Origin of the sequence: Enterobacter sp. BIDMC92 (assembly GCF_001030225.1) — a bacterium.
Taxonomy (GTDB): domain Bacteria; phylum Pseudomonadota; class Gammaproteobacteria; order Enterobacterales; family Enterobacteriaceae; genus Enterobacter; species Enterobacter sichuanensis.
Genome location: NZ_KQ087598.1, coordinates 1,539,785 through 1,553,390 on the forward strand (window position 1 = coordinate 1,539,785; position 13,606 = coordinate 1,553,390).

Sequence of the window (13,606 nt, forward strand, 5' to 3'; positions counted from 1 at the left end):
GTCGGGTAAGGCGAAGCCGCCACCCGACTAATTCCGGCGCTCAAACGCCAGCGCTTTACGCTCGATCAGGCGCATCATCAGCGTCAGTAGACCGTTAACCACCAGATACACCACGCCCGCCGCGCCGAACACCATCACATCATAGGTGCGTCCGTACAGCAACTGTCCATGCCCCATTACTTCCATCAGCGTAATGGTGTAGGCCAGAGAGGTACTCTTGAACACCAGCACCACTTCGTTGGAGTAAGAGGAGAGGGCGCGCTTAAAGGCGTACGGCAGCAGGATCGCCAGCGTGTCTTTCTTGCTCATGCCCAGCGCCCCGCAGGACTGCCACTGTCCTTCCGGAATGGCACGGATCGCCCCGTAGAACAGTTGGGTGGTATAGGCCGCACTGTTCAGCGAAAGGGCTATCAGGGCACACAGCCACGGCTCAGAAAGCAGGTGCCAGATAACCGGATACTCCTGCAGCGACGGGAACTGGCCCGGGCCGTAGTAAATCAGGAATATCTGCACCAGCAGCGGCGTACCGGTAAACAGGGTGATATAAGCGCGCACAATCCACACCAGCACCGGCGTTTTCAGCGTCAGGATGATGGTGAAAATGAGCGCCAGGATCAGCGCCACGATGATGGACGCCACGGTCAGCGTCAGGCTGGTGTGCAGCCCTTTCATCAGCTCGGGAAAGTATTCAAGCATCAGCCTGGTCTCCGTTCAAAGCGCGTGGCACGCAGGTCAATCCGCTTGAGGATGTACTGGCTGAGCAACGTGATCACCAGGTAGATCGCCGCCGCCACAATGTACCAGGTAAAGGGTTCCTGGGTACGGGTGGCGATGCTTTTGGTTTGCAGCATCAAATCGTTAACGCTTATCAGGCTTACCAGCGCGGTATCTTTCAGCAGCACCAGCCACTGGTTGCCGAGGCCCGGCAGGGCATGACGCCACATCTGCGGCATCACCAGACGGAAGAAGATCGCGGATTTCGACAACCCTAACGCCTGACCCGACTCCCATTGCCCCTGCGGCACGGCCTTCAGCGCACCGCGCAGGGTTTGCGACGCGTACGCGGAGTAGAGCAGGGAGAGGGCAATCACGCCGCACAGGAACGGGCTGACGTCGAAGTTTTCAATCTGCATCTGCACCGGGATCTGCGCAAAACCGAGATTGAGGGTAAAACCGTCCGACAGCGTAAGCAGCAGCTGTGAGGAGCCGAAATAGATAAACAGGACCACCAGAATTTCCGGTAGTCCACGCAGCACGGTGACTAGTGCGGAGCCTGTCCAGGCGACGGGGAACCATTTCGCGGATTCCCACACCGCAAAGAACATCGCCAGCACAAGGCCGATAATCAGTGCGCAAACGGCAAGGCCGACGGTCATCCCGGCGGCGCTTGCTAAAGGAAAAATTTCATTCATCAGGAATTACTTCTGGAACCATTTTTTGTAGATGGTTTCGTAGGTGCCGTCTTTCTTCACTTTTTCCAGCGCAGCGTTGAATTTCTGCTGCAGCTCAGTGTTGCCCTGACGAACGGCAATCCCCAGACCGGTACCGAAGTAGTCCTTATCGGTCACTTTGTCGCCCACTGGCGCCAGCTTGTCATTGGCTTTCAGCCATTCAGTCACGACCGCGGTATCACCAAATACGCCATCGATACGGCCATTTTGCAGATCCAGCTTCGCGTTCTGGTAGCTGTCATACGGAACGGTGGTGATTTCCGGATGCTTATCCATGATGAATTTCTGGTGGGTGGTGCCGTTCTGCACGCCCACTTTTTTGCCTTTCAGCTGATCAACAGAGGTGAATTTGCCTTTCTGACCAATGAACAGGGCGGAGTTGTCGTAGTACGGGGTGGTGAACAGCACCTGCTTTTCACGCTCAGGGGTGATGTCCATACCGGCCATCACGGCGTCGATACGGCGGAACTTCAGGCTTGGGATCAGGCTGTCGAACGCCTGGTTGCTGAAGGTGCAGGTCGCATCGATCTCTTTACACAGGGCATTCGCCAGATCTACGTCGAAGCCAACAATTTTGTTGTTCGCATCCATAGACTCAAACGGAGGATAAGACGCTTCCGTGGCGAAACGAATGGTCTGGGCTGCGGTAGCGGAAAGGGTAACGCCAGCAAGCAGCACGGCAAGTATTACTTTTTTCATTATATTTCCCCTGACACAATCAATGAGATAAATAGTTTTTGAAGGCATCGGTTTGCGGGTTCGCGAAGCAGCTCGCATCACCTTGCTCAACGATATACCCGTTTTCCATATAGACAACACGGCTGGCGGTTTTACGCGCCACTTCCACTTCGTGGGTGACGATAACCTGCGTAATGTTGGTTTCCGCCAGCTCGCGAATGATGCTGACGATCTGAGCGGTGATTTCCGGATCCAGCGCCGCCGTCGGTTCATCAAACAGCAGTACCGCAGGCTCCATCATCAGCGCACGGGCAATCGCCACGCGCTGCTGCTGACCACCGGAAAGGTGCAGCGGGTAGCGGTCGCTGTAGGGCTTAAGACGCAGACGCTCCAGCAGCTTTTCCGCACGCGCGATCGCCTGATCCTTGCTTAAGCCCAGCACGCGGCATGGCGCTTCAATCAGGTTTTGCAGTACGGTGAGATGCGGCCAGAGATTGTATTGCTGGAAGACCATGCCGACGTTTTGACGCAGTTCGCGAATCGCCTTATCAGAGGGCGTTTTGGCGAAGTCAAAATGGTTACCGGCGATAGCCAGCGTACCTGAACGGGGCATTTCAAGCAGATTAAGGACACGCAGAAGGGAGCTTTTGCCTGCGCCGCTTGGACCCAGCAAAACCAGCGTTTCGCCTTCCGGGCAGTTCAGCGTGATGTCAAACAGCGCCTGGTGTGCGCCGTAGAAGCAGTTAATGCCGTTTAGTTTAATACTCATCGGGGCAGTCTTTACTCATCCAGGCAATCTATAGCAATTGAGGCCGCAGATAGTACCGTTGACAGAATAGTTATGCAATATTTCTGCGTTAAAAGTTAAATATAACCCGTGTTTCCCCTTAAACATAGCACAAAATAGCGAGCGGCAAGGTCGGCGAGTATAAATGTCGGCATTCCGCATGAAATGCCGCACATTTTACGGGGGTTACCGCGCGGTATCGCAGAAGTTAGCGATTCTCAATCGACTGGCGAAGCGTGCCGGCCGGGGCATGAACGCTGCCGCCAACGTAGCGCACGTCATCCACCGCCCAGCACTGGCCTTCACGGATCATCAGCACTTCATCCTGCCAGGTTTGGCTGTCCTGGGTCAGCTTCACGCGCAGCGGTATATTTCGCGCATCGGTGTTCGGAATGGTGGACGCGCTGGCCACCTCGGCGCTGTCTGGCAGCGTGGTGCGGCTGGAGAACGGGTCGGACTTCAGCAGCGCGTTATGCTGCGGATCGCGGGTGGCGTCGTTGAGCAGTTTTGCCAGCCCATCGCTCAGGTAAGGACGCAGACCGGTGAGATCGTTGCTGCGGTGCTGAATGCGATAATCATAGAACTGTTGCGCCACGGTATCCGGCCCACCCTCGATACAGGGGCCGCTGCGGGTACCGATATCCTTAAAGGCTGGCGTGACCGTGGTGGTACAGGCGCTGAGCACCAGCGCGCAGGGCACTAAAAGTGTTAAAGCTGAATAGCGCATGTTGATTTCCTTATTTATTAACTATCCTTTCAATCATAGCGTAACGAACCGATAATGCTGTCTCTAAGGCATTGAACGCTAAAGAAGGAGAGAAACCATGCAGTTTTCAACAACGCCAACCCTGGAAGGGCAGACCATTACCGAGTATTGCGGCGTGGTCACCGGTGAGGCGATTCTCGGTGCCAATATCTTCCGTGACTTTTTTGCCGGTATCCGCGATATCGTGGGCGGCCGCTCTGGCGCGTACGAAAAAGAGCTGCGCAAAGCGCGCGAAATTGCTTTTAAAGAGCTCGGCGAGCAGGCGCAAGCCCTCGGCGCTGATGCGGTTGTGGGGATCGACATCGACTACGAAACGGTCGGTAAAGACGGCAGCATGCTGATGGTGAGCGTAAGCGGTACGGCGGTGAAAACCCTGCGATGAGGCGTGCGTTTGCTCCACTCCTGCTGGCGCTGTTGCTGGCAGGATGTGTCTCGGAAAAAGGGATTGTCGATAAAGGTGCCTACGAGCTGGATACGCGCCATCAGGCCCAGGCGGCGTATCCGCGCATAAAAGTGCTGGTTCTTCACTACACCGCGGATGATTTTGACAGCTCGCTGGCCACGCTGACGGATAAAAACGTCAGCTCTCACTATTTGATCCCTGCCACACCGCCTGCCCCGGACGGTAAGCCGCGCATCTGGCAGCTGGTGCCTGAAAGCGAACTGGCCTGGCATGCGGGTATCAGCTTCTGGCGCGGCACCAACCGTATCAATGATACCTCGGTGGGCATTGAGCTCGAGAACCGTGGCTGGCAGAAAACGGCCGGGGTGAAGCATTTTACGCCGTTCGCACCTGCGCAAATTGCGGCGCTGGTCCCGCTTGCTAAAGACATTATCGCCCGCTACAACATCAAGCCTGAGAACGTGGTGGCTCATGCGGATATTGCGCCGCAGCGCAAGGACGATCCCGGACCGCTTTTCCCCTGGCGTGAGCTGGCGCAGCAGGGAATTGGCGCGTGGCCTGATGCTGACCGGGTGGCATTTTATATGAATGGCCGGCCGCCTTATCAGACGGTGGACACCGCCGCGCTGCTGGATCTGCTCGCGCGCTATGGTTACGAAGTGCCTGATAACAGCACTCCCGCCCAGCAGAAACGCATCATCATGGTGTTCCAGATGCACTTCAGGCCGCAGTTGTGGAACGGTGTCGCGGATGTCGAAACGCTGGCCATCGCCGAAGCGCTTCTGGAGAAATACGGGCAGGGGTAATTCTTCGGAAAGCCCCCGAAAGAAAGATTAGCTATAAATGCGCTTGAGATTAATCTTAAGTACATTCTCAATTCATTTTAAGTTAATTGATTTAAAATCGTCCTCAATTAAGATGGATTCATCGATTCACAGCATGAATCAAATTAAAAAAACAGAACTTGTTTGGTTTTTTTAATTTTAAAAGAATACAGAATTAACTTTACGGCAACATTTATCGCTGCCGAGCACTTTCCCTTTTAAACATCTTAATCAGGTATAACAATGTTAAGCATCTTTGGTAAAAAAACACGTCCTCATAAAGAAATGGAAGCTATTATTTCCGCAACGTCTGGACACGAGGAAAAGACGTTAAAAAAATGGCAAAAAATCTCCACCGAAAACTCAGATAATATTCACATTATCGTCAGCGGTGAAGTTGAGTTCCGCCGAAGCTCTGATGATTTATGTATGTTTACGCTGCAGGGACAATGTATATTTGGTCTCTCCGCTATTTTTTATAACTCGGCACATATGCAGGGCGTGGTACGGAGTAACACCGTGGTACGCACCATTCATAAAGATGAATTTCAGCGGTTAATAACCCAGCATGGGCTGTGGCCTGATTTAACCAAAGTGCTGGCATGGTATATCTGTTTGCTCAGCAAACGTGATGACGTTTTAGTTGCCCGCAGTGCGTATTCCGTGGTGCGTGAATTCCTGATTGAAATTAACGATCTGATTGTTCAGCAACAGCGTGATATTAATATTTATGATTATATTCAGGAATACACCAACCTGGCACGCAGTACCATTATCAAAATTCTCTCCGACCTGAAAAAAGGTCAATATATTGTGGTGGAAAAAGGGCGACTGCTCAGCCTGACGACCTTACCTGAAAAATATTAATCCCCTCCTGCGTCTCCTTTTATCACCGAAGGAGACGCATTTTGCGTTTCATCGACCGGTGGTGCCGGCATTTTTCCCTTCGCCATATCATCCTGTTGCTGTTTTAACGCCTGCATAAACAACGCTTTTAACGCACCGTCATCCTCAGATGTCGTCGCCTGTTCGTGTGCCTCGGTGCCGGGTAAGGTATCGCGCGAGGTGTCATGCGTGACGGGGCTATCCGGTAAGGTGCCATCAGGCGCCTGCTGCCAGTCATTTTCGTCGCTGTTGATCGGCATATTCTCCATCGGCGGTAAATCGTCCTTTATTTTCACCGGCTGCGGTTTGGGCTGCGGGTGCGGGAACGGCTTCGTTACATAGATATAGTGCATATCCGAGAGGCTGGTTTCCGGCTTCGCGACGCTGACCTTTTTCACCACCGGCGCCGGATGGCGTAAGTTCCAGTACACATGGGCATAAAGCCCGGCGACGATCAGCGCGCACATCCCCAGACACCAGAGCGTGACCACGCTGAACATTTTACTGAACGACGGTAACCGCCAGGAAAACCAGACCGGTTCCCCGGTGGTATAGCTGCGCTGGGCAGCGAGACAGATAGTAGACATTATGCGTGTTTCTCTTGCGTGTTCGGGGTGGTCTGCGATGCCTGGATCTGAACGCTCGGTGTGGTATGGGTTTCGCGCATTAGCTGCATCAGGGTCTCTTCCCCTGGGATACCGTCGACGCGAAGGTGCATCTTCTCCTGGAATTCGCGGGTGCGTTTCATCAGCTCCGCCGTCCAGTTTTTATCATGCGTTTCGTTTTCACCCAGCGCGACGCTGAGCTGCTGATCCAGCCACTCAAGATCTTTGCTGTCGCTGGCCGCGGTAATTTCATCTTTGCCGGAAGGCGTCAGGCGGTGAAGCAGGGTGTAATTCCCCGTGGCGTGTTGGTTATACCAGGCACGGCTCACCTGCCAGGTCCGGTTGTTCATCAGCAGATCCAGAGAGGTTTTTCCGGCGCGCGCCACCACGGCGTAGTTAATATGATCGCCCGTTTTCATTTCGCTGACCCACGGGTACCCTTCGCTGGTCAGGGTATCCAGGCTGGCCGTTCCCTGTTTACACATCAGGTTCACTTTGGCCGCGTTCTGACACAGGGCGTCGTCTGCTGAAGCGTCATACCCCCACATGGCGTACAGCTGGTGCATGGCATCAGGCTGATTCACCACCTCGTTTTCGATAACCGGGACCACCGGCGCGTCTGGCGTTTTGACTGGCTGTTTCCAGCTGGCCGGCACCGGCAGCGCCACCGGCAGTTTTGCCGTAATGGAAGAGGTCATCATCCAGCCGCAGGCAGCGAACAGGACGGAGGCGAACAGCCCGACGGTAGCCAGCGCTTTACCGCGTTTCCGCGCCGGGAGCACTTCGCCGATGGCCAGACGCAGATGGCGCGGCCCGACGTTCGGCGCGCGTTCGGTCCAGGCGGCCAGCATCGAAAGATGCGCCAGCGCATTCAGCTTGCTGATATTACCTTTGGTCAGGGCGTGGATTTTTTTCACGCGAGCAGGCGTCAGCGGGGAGAGCGCTGCGCCGTGCTCTTCGCACTGGGCGTCGACATAGCTCAGGAACTCGCGGCAGGTCAGGTTACGCAGCGTGTGGCTGGTCAGAACAAACGCCTGCAGCGCGGAATCGGTCAGCATCGTCTCCTGATCTTCACTGCCCATCAGGATGACCGACAAACACACGTCCAGCTCCTGGGCACGCGTGAGCAGCATGGCCAGCAGATCATAGCAGTTGTGCTTCATCGCCTCAGCATGGGTGATGACCAGCACCTTCTGCATGGCACGGGCATCGCGCCACTGGCGCAGCACGGCATCCACGGCCTGCAGTTTATTTTTGCTCTCTTTCACCGACGGGTTGAGCTTATAAAGGAGGTTATTAGCGCTCAGCTTCGGAAAGGCATTAACCGGGATGACGGCGTTGCTGCGCTTCAACGCCTCGCTGAACTGCCCCAGCAGTTCGCTGTCGTGGTAAAAGAGTCCGGTGATCCCTGCCTGCTGGCTTTTTTCTTTCAGAAGATTGAACACATCCTGATGATAAGGCACCAGAAAATCGCCCGATTTGCGGGTGATATTTCTGAACGGAGGGGTACTGAATTTAAAATGACTCTGATACATAGCGACTAACCGTCTCTTCTCTTTAATAGCAATGGGCGAAAAGTACGGGATGCACAAGCCCTGGTCAATTTAACACCAGAGTAAAAATAACCTGCTGTCAGGCTCTAACATTCCCCTTTTTTCCGGTCAATCATTTTCTTCATTAAAGTTAATAGCGAAGCCGATAGTCCACCTTCAGGGGGTTGATTATTATTAGCTCACTCAGTGATGCAGCACGTCGCTGCGAATGACTGCTTTGCAAAAAGGCCAGATAAATAATGAGGAACGCATTCCTTTCCCGTTTAATGACACCCTGCGTCATGCTTGTCATGCTGATATTCTGCAGCCAGCAGGGATATGTCGTTTATAAAGATTATAAGAAAGTTACGAATAAGTTAGCGAATGCTGATAAGCCGGCGCTAAAAAAACCTGATGCTGAAAAATCCTTTGGGCTTTTCACCGCCGCAGTGCGTCAAAGCGACGCGCCGGCCGCGGCAAAAGCGCCACTGTCGGCAGAGATTGAGGGCATTATTCGTAGCGATGAATCCTGGTTATCGTTCGCCGTGATTAAGACGCCCGCCGGTCAGCAGAGCTACCGGGAAGGGGAGCCGCTGGTGGGCTTTGACGATGCCTATGTAAGTGAAATTAATCAAGATAATGTGGTGGTGCAGTACGAGGGGGCGAAACAGACGCTGGCCCTCAATAAACCGGCGTATTTCAAGGGCGGCGTTGACAGCGCCCCGGTTACCAAATCGAAAAAAGATGCCGGCGCCGACATTCTGCATCTCGATGATTATCTGGTGTTAAAGCCGTTAATCGATAAAGGCCAACTGGAAGGCTTTACTATTAATCCACGGAACGCAACGCCTTTTTACCATAATGCAGGACTGGAAAAAGGCGACGTGGTGTTGAAAGTCAATGACGTCGATATGACGCAAGAAGCGCAGGCGAAAAATATCATCGCCAACTGGTCGAAAATGAAAGAAGCGGATGTTGTCGTCAGACGGCACGCTCACCTTGAAAATATTCGGGTTAATGTATTCAACAATTAACAAGTGTACATCATGAAGAAATTTCCGTGGGCGTGCGTGGCGCTGACCGCATTGTCGTTATATTCCGGTTCGCTGCTTGCAGCCAACTTTAGCGCCAGTTTTAAAAATACCGATATCCGCGAATTTATCGATACGGTAAGTCGTAATCTGAATAAAACCATTCTCGTCGACCCGTCCGTTCAGGGCACCGTGTCGGTGAGAACCTATAACGTGCTGTCGGAGGAGGAATATTATCAGTTCTTCCTGAGCGTGCTGGACCTGTATGGTCTGTCGGTTATTCCGATGGATAACGGCATGGTCAAAGTGGTGCGTTCAAGCGTGGCGCGTACTGCCGGTGTACCGGTGGCCGACAGTAAAAACCCTGGCAAAGGGGATGAGATCATCACCCGCGTGGTGCGTATGGAAAACGTCCCGGTGCGCGAGCTGGCGCCGTTGCTGCGCCAGCTGAACGATGCTTCGGGCATCGGCAACGTGGTCCATTTTGAACCTTCAAACGTGCTGCTGTTAACCGGTAAAGCCTCGGTGGTGAACCGCCTGGTGGATCTGGTGGAGCGCGTGGATCGTTCCGGCATGCAGCGTCGTGAAATCGTGCCGCTGCGCTATGCCTCCGCCAAAGAGCTCTCTGACATGTTGAATAACCTCAACAATGAAGAGCAGAAAGGGCAGAACGCGCCGCAGCTGGCAACCAAAGTGGTGGCAGATGACGAAACCAACAGCCTGGTGATCAGTGGGACGGAAGATGCACGTGCGCGCACCCGTTCGCTGATCGGTCAGCTCGACCGCGAGCAGAATAACGAGGGCAATACCCGCGTCTTTTACCTGAAATACGCCAACGCCTCAAAAGTGGTGCCGGTGCTGACCGGTATTGGTGAGCAGTTGAAAGACAAAGCGGGTACGCCGAAAAGCAAAACCGCAAGCCCTTCAGGGGATCTGAATATTACCGCCGATGATGCGACCAACTCCCTGGTGATCACCGCCCAGCCAAACGTCATGAACTCGCTGGAGAAGGTGATCGACAAGCTGGATATTCGCCGTCCGCAGGTGCTGGTGGAAGCGATCATTGCTGAGGTACAGGACGGCAACGGCCTGGATCTCGGCGTGCAGTGGACCAGCTCACACGGCGGCGTGCAGTTTGGCTCGACCGGTCTGCCGATCAGCCAGATTAAAAACAAGACGCTGAAAACGGCCAGCTTTACCGGCCTGGCGACTGGCTTCTTTAACGGCGACTTTGGTGCGCTGATGACTGCGCTGTCGACCACCGGTAAGAACGACATTCTCTCCACGCCGAGCGTGGTCACGCTGGATAACAAAGAAGCGTCGTTCAACGTCGGTCAGGATGTACCGGTACTGTCCGGCTCCCAGACCACCAGCGGCGACAACGTCTTTAATTCGGTTGAACGTAAAACCGTCGGTACCAAACTCAAGATTGTGCCGCAGATCAACGACGGGGATATGATCCACCTGAAGATCGAACAGGAAGTCTCCAGCGTCGATGCCAGCGCCACCACGGACGCCAGCCTGGGGCCAACCTTCAACACCCGCACCATCAATAACGAAGTGATGGTTCACAGTGGCCAGACGGTGGTGCTCGGCGGGTTGATGGAGAATGTCAACAAACAGAACGTGTCAAAAGTGCCGCTACTGGGTGACCTGCCGCTGGTGGGACAGCTGTTCCGCTATACCTCGCAGGACACGTCGAAACGTAACCTGATGGTGTTTATCCACACCACCGTGCTGCGTGATGACGACAACTACAGCGCGGCGACGAAAGAGAAATACGATCAGATCCGCGCCCGTCAGCAGCAGCGTATGGAAGAGCAGAAGCTGGGGATTATTGAAAACAGTGATAACCCGGTACTGCCGGCACTGCCATCGCAAAGCCATTCGACGCCGGTGGGGACGACTGCGCCGTCATCGACCCGCAATCCCTTCAAAGAGTAAGCGGAGGTGATGCGTGGATGAACTGACGAAACAGCTTTGCACCAGCAGCTTTGCGAAAGACAACGGCATCCTGTTCTGGAACGACACGGTCTATATCCGTGAAGATGTGCCCGCGTTTGCGCTGCTGGAGATGCGCCGGGTGCTGGGGCGCGCCTTTGTGCCCCAGACGCTGAGCGCCGAAGCGTTTGATGAAATGCTGGCCAAAATCTGGCAGCAGAACAGCGGCGTTTCGCAGCAGCTGGTGGACGACATGGATGCGGACATCGATCTGATGGCCTTAACCGAGGAGATCCCGGACAACGAAGATCTGCTGGATAACGACGAAAACTCGCCGGTGATCCGCCTGATCAACGCCATTCTTGGCGAAGCGGTGAAAGACGGCGCTTCGGATATCCATATTGAAACCTTCGAGCGCACGCTGAGCATCCGTTTTCGCGTTGACGGCGTGCTGCGCCCGGTGCTGCAGCCGGCGCGTAAGCTGGCGCCGCTGCTGGTGTCGCGAATTAAGGTGATGTCGAAGCTCGATATCGCCGAAAAACGTCTTCCGCAGGATGGCCGTATCTCCCTGCGCATTGGCCGTAAAGCGATCGACGTGCGTGTCTCGACTATTCCGTCGCAGTACGGCGAGCGCGTGGTCATGCGTCTGCTTGATAAGAGCAACCTGAAGCCGGACATCAACAAGCTCGGGCTGATTGATGAAGAGCTGGAAAAACTGAAAGGGCTGATTGCTCGCCCGCACGGCATTATCCTGGTCACCGGGCCGACAGGCTCCGGTAAAAGTACCACCCTGTACGCCATTCTGTCGGCGCTGAACGGCCATGAACGTAACATCCTGACCGTCGAAGATCCGATTGAGTATGAGCTGGAAGGGGTGGGGCAGACGCAGGTGAACCCGCGCGTGGACATGACCTTTGCCCGCGGTCTGCGCGCCATTTTGCGTCAGGATCCGGACGTGGTGATGATCGGGGAGATTCGTGACGGCGAAACCGCGCAAATTGCGGTGCAGGCGTCGCTCACCGGTCACCTGGTCATGTCTACGCTGCACACCAACAGTGCGGCGGGGGCAATTACCCGTCTGCGGGATATGGGCCTTGAGTCCTTCTTGATTGGTTCATCGCTACTTGGCGTCATTGCCCAGCGTCTGGTGCGTCGGCTGTGTCCGCACTGCCGGACCACCAGTCCGCTGGACGATAATGAAAAAGCGCTGTTTAGCTTTATGGATAAACCGCCGAAGGCCATCTATCGCGCCGTGGGCTGCGAACACTGCCGTCTGAGCGGGTATCAGGGACGGGCGGGCATTCACGAGTTTCTGGTGGTCGACAGCGCCATGCGCCGCGCCATTCACGAAGACAAAGATGAAATGTCCATTGAGACCGAGCTGTTCAAACAGGCCTACAGCCTGCGCGAAAACGGCCTGATGAAGGTCATCAGCGGTATCACCTCGCTGGAAGAGGTGATGCGCGTGACCGCCGAGCGTGGAGGCGATGAATAATGGCTTTCTACGTGTGGACCGCCACCGATGCCGCCGGGAAAACCCAGCGCGGCACGCTGCAGGCGGAAGGACCGAAGCAGGTGCGTCAGTCGCTGCGTGAACAGAAGCTGATGCCGCTGACCATCACCGAAACCCGTGAAAATGCGGTCAGCGCCAAAGCCAAAACCGGCGCCAGACTCTCTGTGCCGGTGCTGTCGATGTTTACCCGTCAGCTGTCGACGCTGGTCAATGCGTCGCTGCCGCTGGAAAGCGCCCTGAAGGCGATTTCAAAGCAGACGGAAGACAAAAAGCTGGCGGCGATGGTGACCGAAATCCGCGAGAAAGTGGTGGAAGGCCATACCCTTTTTGACGCCTTCAGCCAGTTCCCGCGCACGTTCGACAAGCTCTACTGCACGCTGGTGATGGCCGGCGAAAAAACCGGCCACCTCGGCGACGTGCTGGAGAAGCTGGCGGAGTACAACGAGCAGCGTCAGAAGATGAAAAGCAAGCTGACGCAGGCGATGGTCTACCCGATCACCCTGACGGTGGTCGCCGTGGCGGTGATCAGCATCCTGCTGGTGGCGGTGGTCCCGCAGGTGATCGAGCAGTTTGTGCATATGAAGCAGCAGCTGCCGATTACCACCCGCACCCTGATTGCCGTCAGTGATTTCCTGCAGGCATACGGGATCTTCATTGCAGGTGCCTTCTTTGGCGCGATGGTCGGCTTTAAGGTCTGGGTCAAGAAAACGGCGAACCGTTTTCGCTGGCACAGCTGGCTGGTGAACGGCTCGCCGATCAAAAAGCTGGTCTGCGCCATTAACAGCGCGCGCTATATCCGCACGCTCAGTATCCTGCAGGCCAGTAGCGTCCCGTTGCTGGAGGGGATGTATATCGCGATGGACGGCATCGAAAACCGCTATGCCCGGCAGGTGCTGGAGCAGGCGGCGGATACCGTGCGTCAGGGGGCCTCCCTGTATAACGCCCTGGACCAGGCGAAACTGTTTCCGCCGACCATGCTGTACATGATTGCCTCCGGCGAAGAGAGCGGGGAGTTAGGTTCATTAATGGATCGCGCCGCGGAAAATCAGGAATCGGCTTTACAACATCGAATTACGTTAACGCTGTCGGTCTTTGAACCGGCACTGGTGGTGACAATGGCGACAGTGGTTTTATTTATCGTGCTGTCAATATTACAACCGCTCCTTCAGCTCAATAATATGGTGGGTTAA

General features: G+C 54.9%; 14 protein-coding genes. 7 read left to right on the forward strand and 7 right to left on the reverse strand.

Annotation, left to right across the window (positions count from 1 at the left end):
• Positions 1-27: 27 nt before the first annotated feature.
• The 5 genes from artM to SP99_RS07050 all read right to left on the reverse strand — a co-directional run bounded on the left by artM (position 28) and on the right by SP99_RS07050 (position 3,643).
• Positions 28-696 carry an arginine ABC transporter permease ArtM gene (gene artM / locus SP99_RS07030; RefSeq protein WP_025756070.1) on the reverse strand — a complete coding sequence of 223 codons (669 nt, stop codon included), beginning with the start codon at positions 694-696 and terminating at the stop codon, positions 28-30.
• The gene (artQ, locus tag SP99_RS07035; RefSeq protein WP_025756069.1) at positions 696-1,412 is read right to left on the reverse strand and encodes an arginine ABC transporter permease ArtQ; all 717 of its coding nucleotides are present in this window, start codon (positions 1,410-1,412) and stop codon (positions 696-698) included. Before artQ ends, artM begins: the two co-directional genes overlap by 1 nt.
• A 6-nt stretch (positions 1,413-1,418) precedes the next feature.
• Positions 1,419-2,150, reverse strand: coding sequence for an arginine ABC transporter substrate-binding protein ArtI (artI, locus tag SP99_RS07040; protein ID WP_047958120.1), 732 nt, complete (start codon positions 2,148-2,150; stop codon positions 1,419-1,421).
• Between the two features lie 19 nt (positions 2,151-2,169).
• A complete protein-coding gene (gene artP, locus SP99_RS07045) occupies positions 2,170-2,898 on the reverse strand; it encodes an arginine ABC transporter ATP-binding protein ArtP (RefSeq protein WP_008500030.1) in 729 nt (242 codons plus the stop codon).
• A gap of 226 nt (positions 2,899-3,124) precedes the next feature.
• Positions 3,125-3,643, reverse strand: a complete 519-nt coding sequence (locus SP99_RS07050) for a lipoprotein (protein WP_047958121.1) — start codon at positions 3,641-3,643, stop codon at positions 3,125-3,127.
• Positions 3,644-3,740: 97 nt separating this feature from the next.
• On the opposite strand from SP99_RS07050, the gene SP99_RS07055 reads away from it, so the two are divergent.
• The 3 genes from SP99_RS07055 (at position 3,741) to SP99_RS07065 (ending at position 5,776) form a co-directional block, all read left to right on the forward strand.
• Entirely contained in the window at positions 3,741-4,064 is a 324-nt protein-coding gene (locus SP99_RS07055) for a heavy metal-binding domain-containing protein (protein WP_025756066.1), read from the forward strand.
• Positions 4,061-4,891 carry an N-acetylmuramoyl-L-alanine amidase gene (locus tag SP99_RS07060; protein ID WP_047958122.1) on the forward strand — a complete coding sequence of 277 codons (831 nt, stop codon included), beginning with the start codon at positions 4,061-4,063 and terminating at the stop codon, positions 4,889-4,891. Before SP99_RS07055 ends, SP99_RS07060 begins: the two co-directional genes overlap by 4 nt.
• A gap of 261 nt (positions 4,892-5,152) precedes the next feature.
• Positions 5,153-5,776: a helix-turn-helix domain-containing protein gene (locus tag SP99_RS07065; RefSeq protein ID WP_047958123.1), complete on the forward strand. Its 624-nt coding sequence runs from the start codon at positions 5,153-5,155 to the stop codon at positions 5,774-5,776.
• Here SP99_RS07065 and SP99_RS07070 read toward each other — a convergent pair.
• Positions 5,773-6,381, reverse strand: coding sequence for a hypothetical protein (locus tag SP99_RS07070; RefSeq protein ID WP_047958124.1), 609 nt, complete (start codon positions 6,379-6,381; stop codon positions 5,773-5,775). The two genes, SP99_RS07065 and SP99_RS07070, sit on opposite strands and share 4 nt — an antisense overlap.
• On the reverse strand, positions 6,381-7,934 hold the full coding sequence (locus SP99_RS07075) for an ExeA family protein (RefSeq protein WP_047958125.1): 1,554 nt from the start codon (positions 7,932-7,934) through the stop codon (positions 6,381-6,383). The genes SP99_RS07070 and SP99_RS07075 overlap by 1 nt, the downstream gene beginning before the upstream one ends.
• A 299-nt stretch (positions 7,935-8,233) precedes the next feature.
• On the opposite strand from SP99_RS07075, the gene gspC reads away from it, so the two are divergent.
• Genes gspC through gspF form a run of 4 tightly spaced genes read left to right on the forward strand, consistent with a single transcriptional unit; the run spans position 8,234 to position 13,606 of the window.
• A complete protein-coding gene (gspC, locus tag SP99_RS07080; protein ID WP_047958126.1) occupies positions 8,234-8,965 on the forward strand; it encodes a type II secretion system protein GspC in 732 nt (243 codons plus the stop codon).
• 12 nt (positions 8,966-8,977) lie between these two features.
• Entirely contained in the window at positions 8,978-10,906 is a 1,929-nt protein-coding gene (gene gspD / locus SP99_RS07085) for a type II secretion system secretin GspD (protein ID WP_047958127.1), read from the forward strand.
• A 13-nt stretch (positions 10,907-10,919) separates the two neighbouring features.
• On the forward strand, positions 10,920-12,398 hold the full coding sequence (gene gspE, locus SP99_RS07090; RefSeq protein WP_047958128.1) for a type II secretion system ATPase GspE: 1,479 nt from the start codon (positions 10,920-10,922) through the stop codon (positions 12,396-12,398).
• A complete protein-coding gene (gene gspF, locus SP99_RS07095) occupies positions 12,398-13,606 on the forward strand; it encodes a type II secretion system inner membrane protein GspF (RefSeq protein WP_047958129.1) in 1,209 nt (402 codons plus the stop codon). The genes gspE and gspF overlap by 1 nt, the downstream gene beginning before the upstream one ends.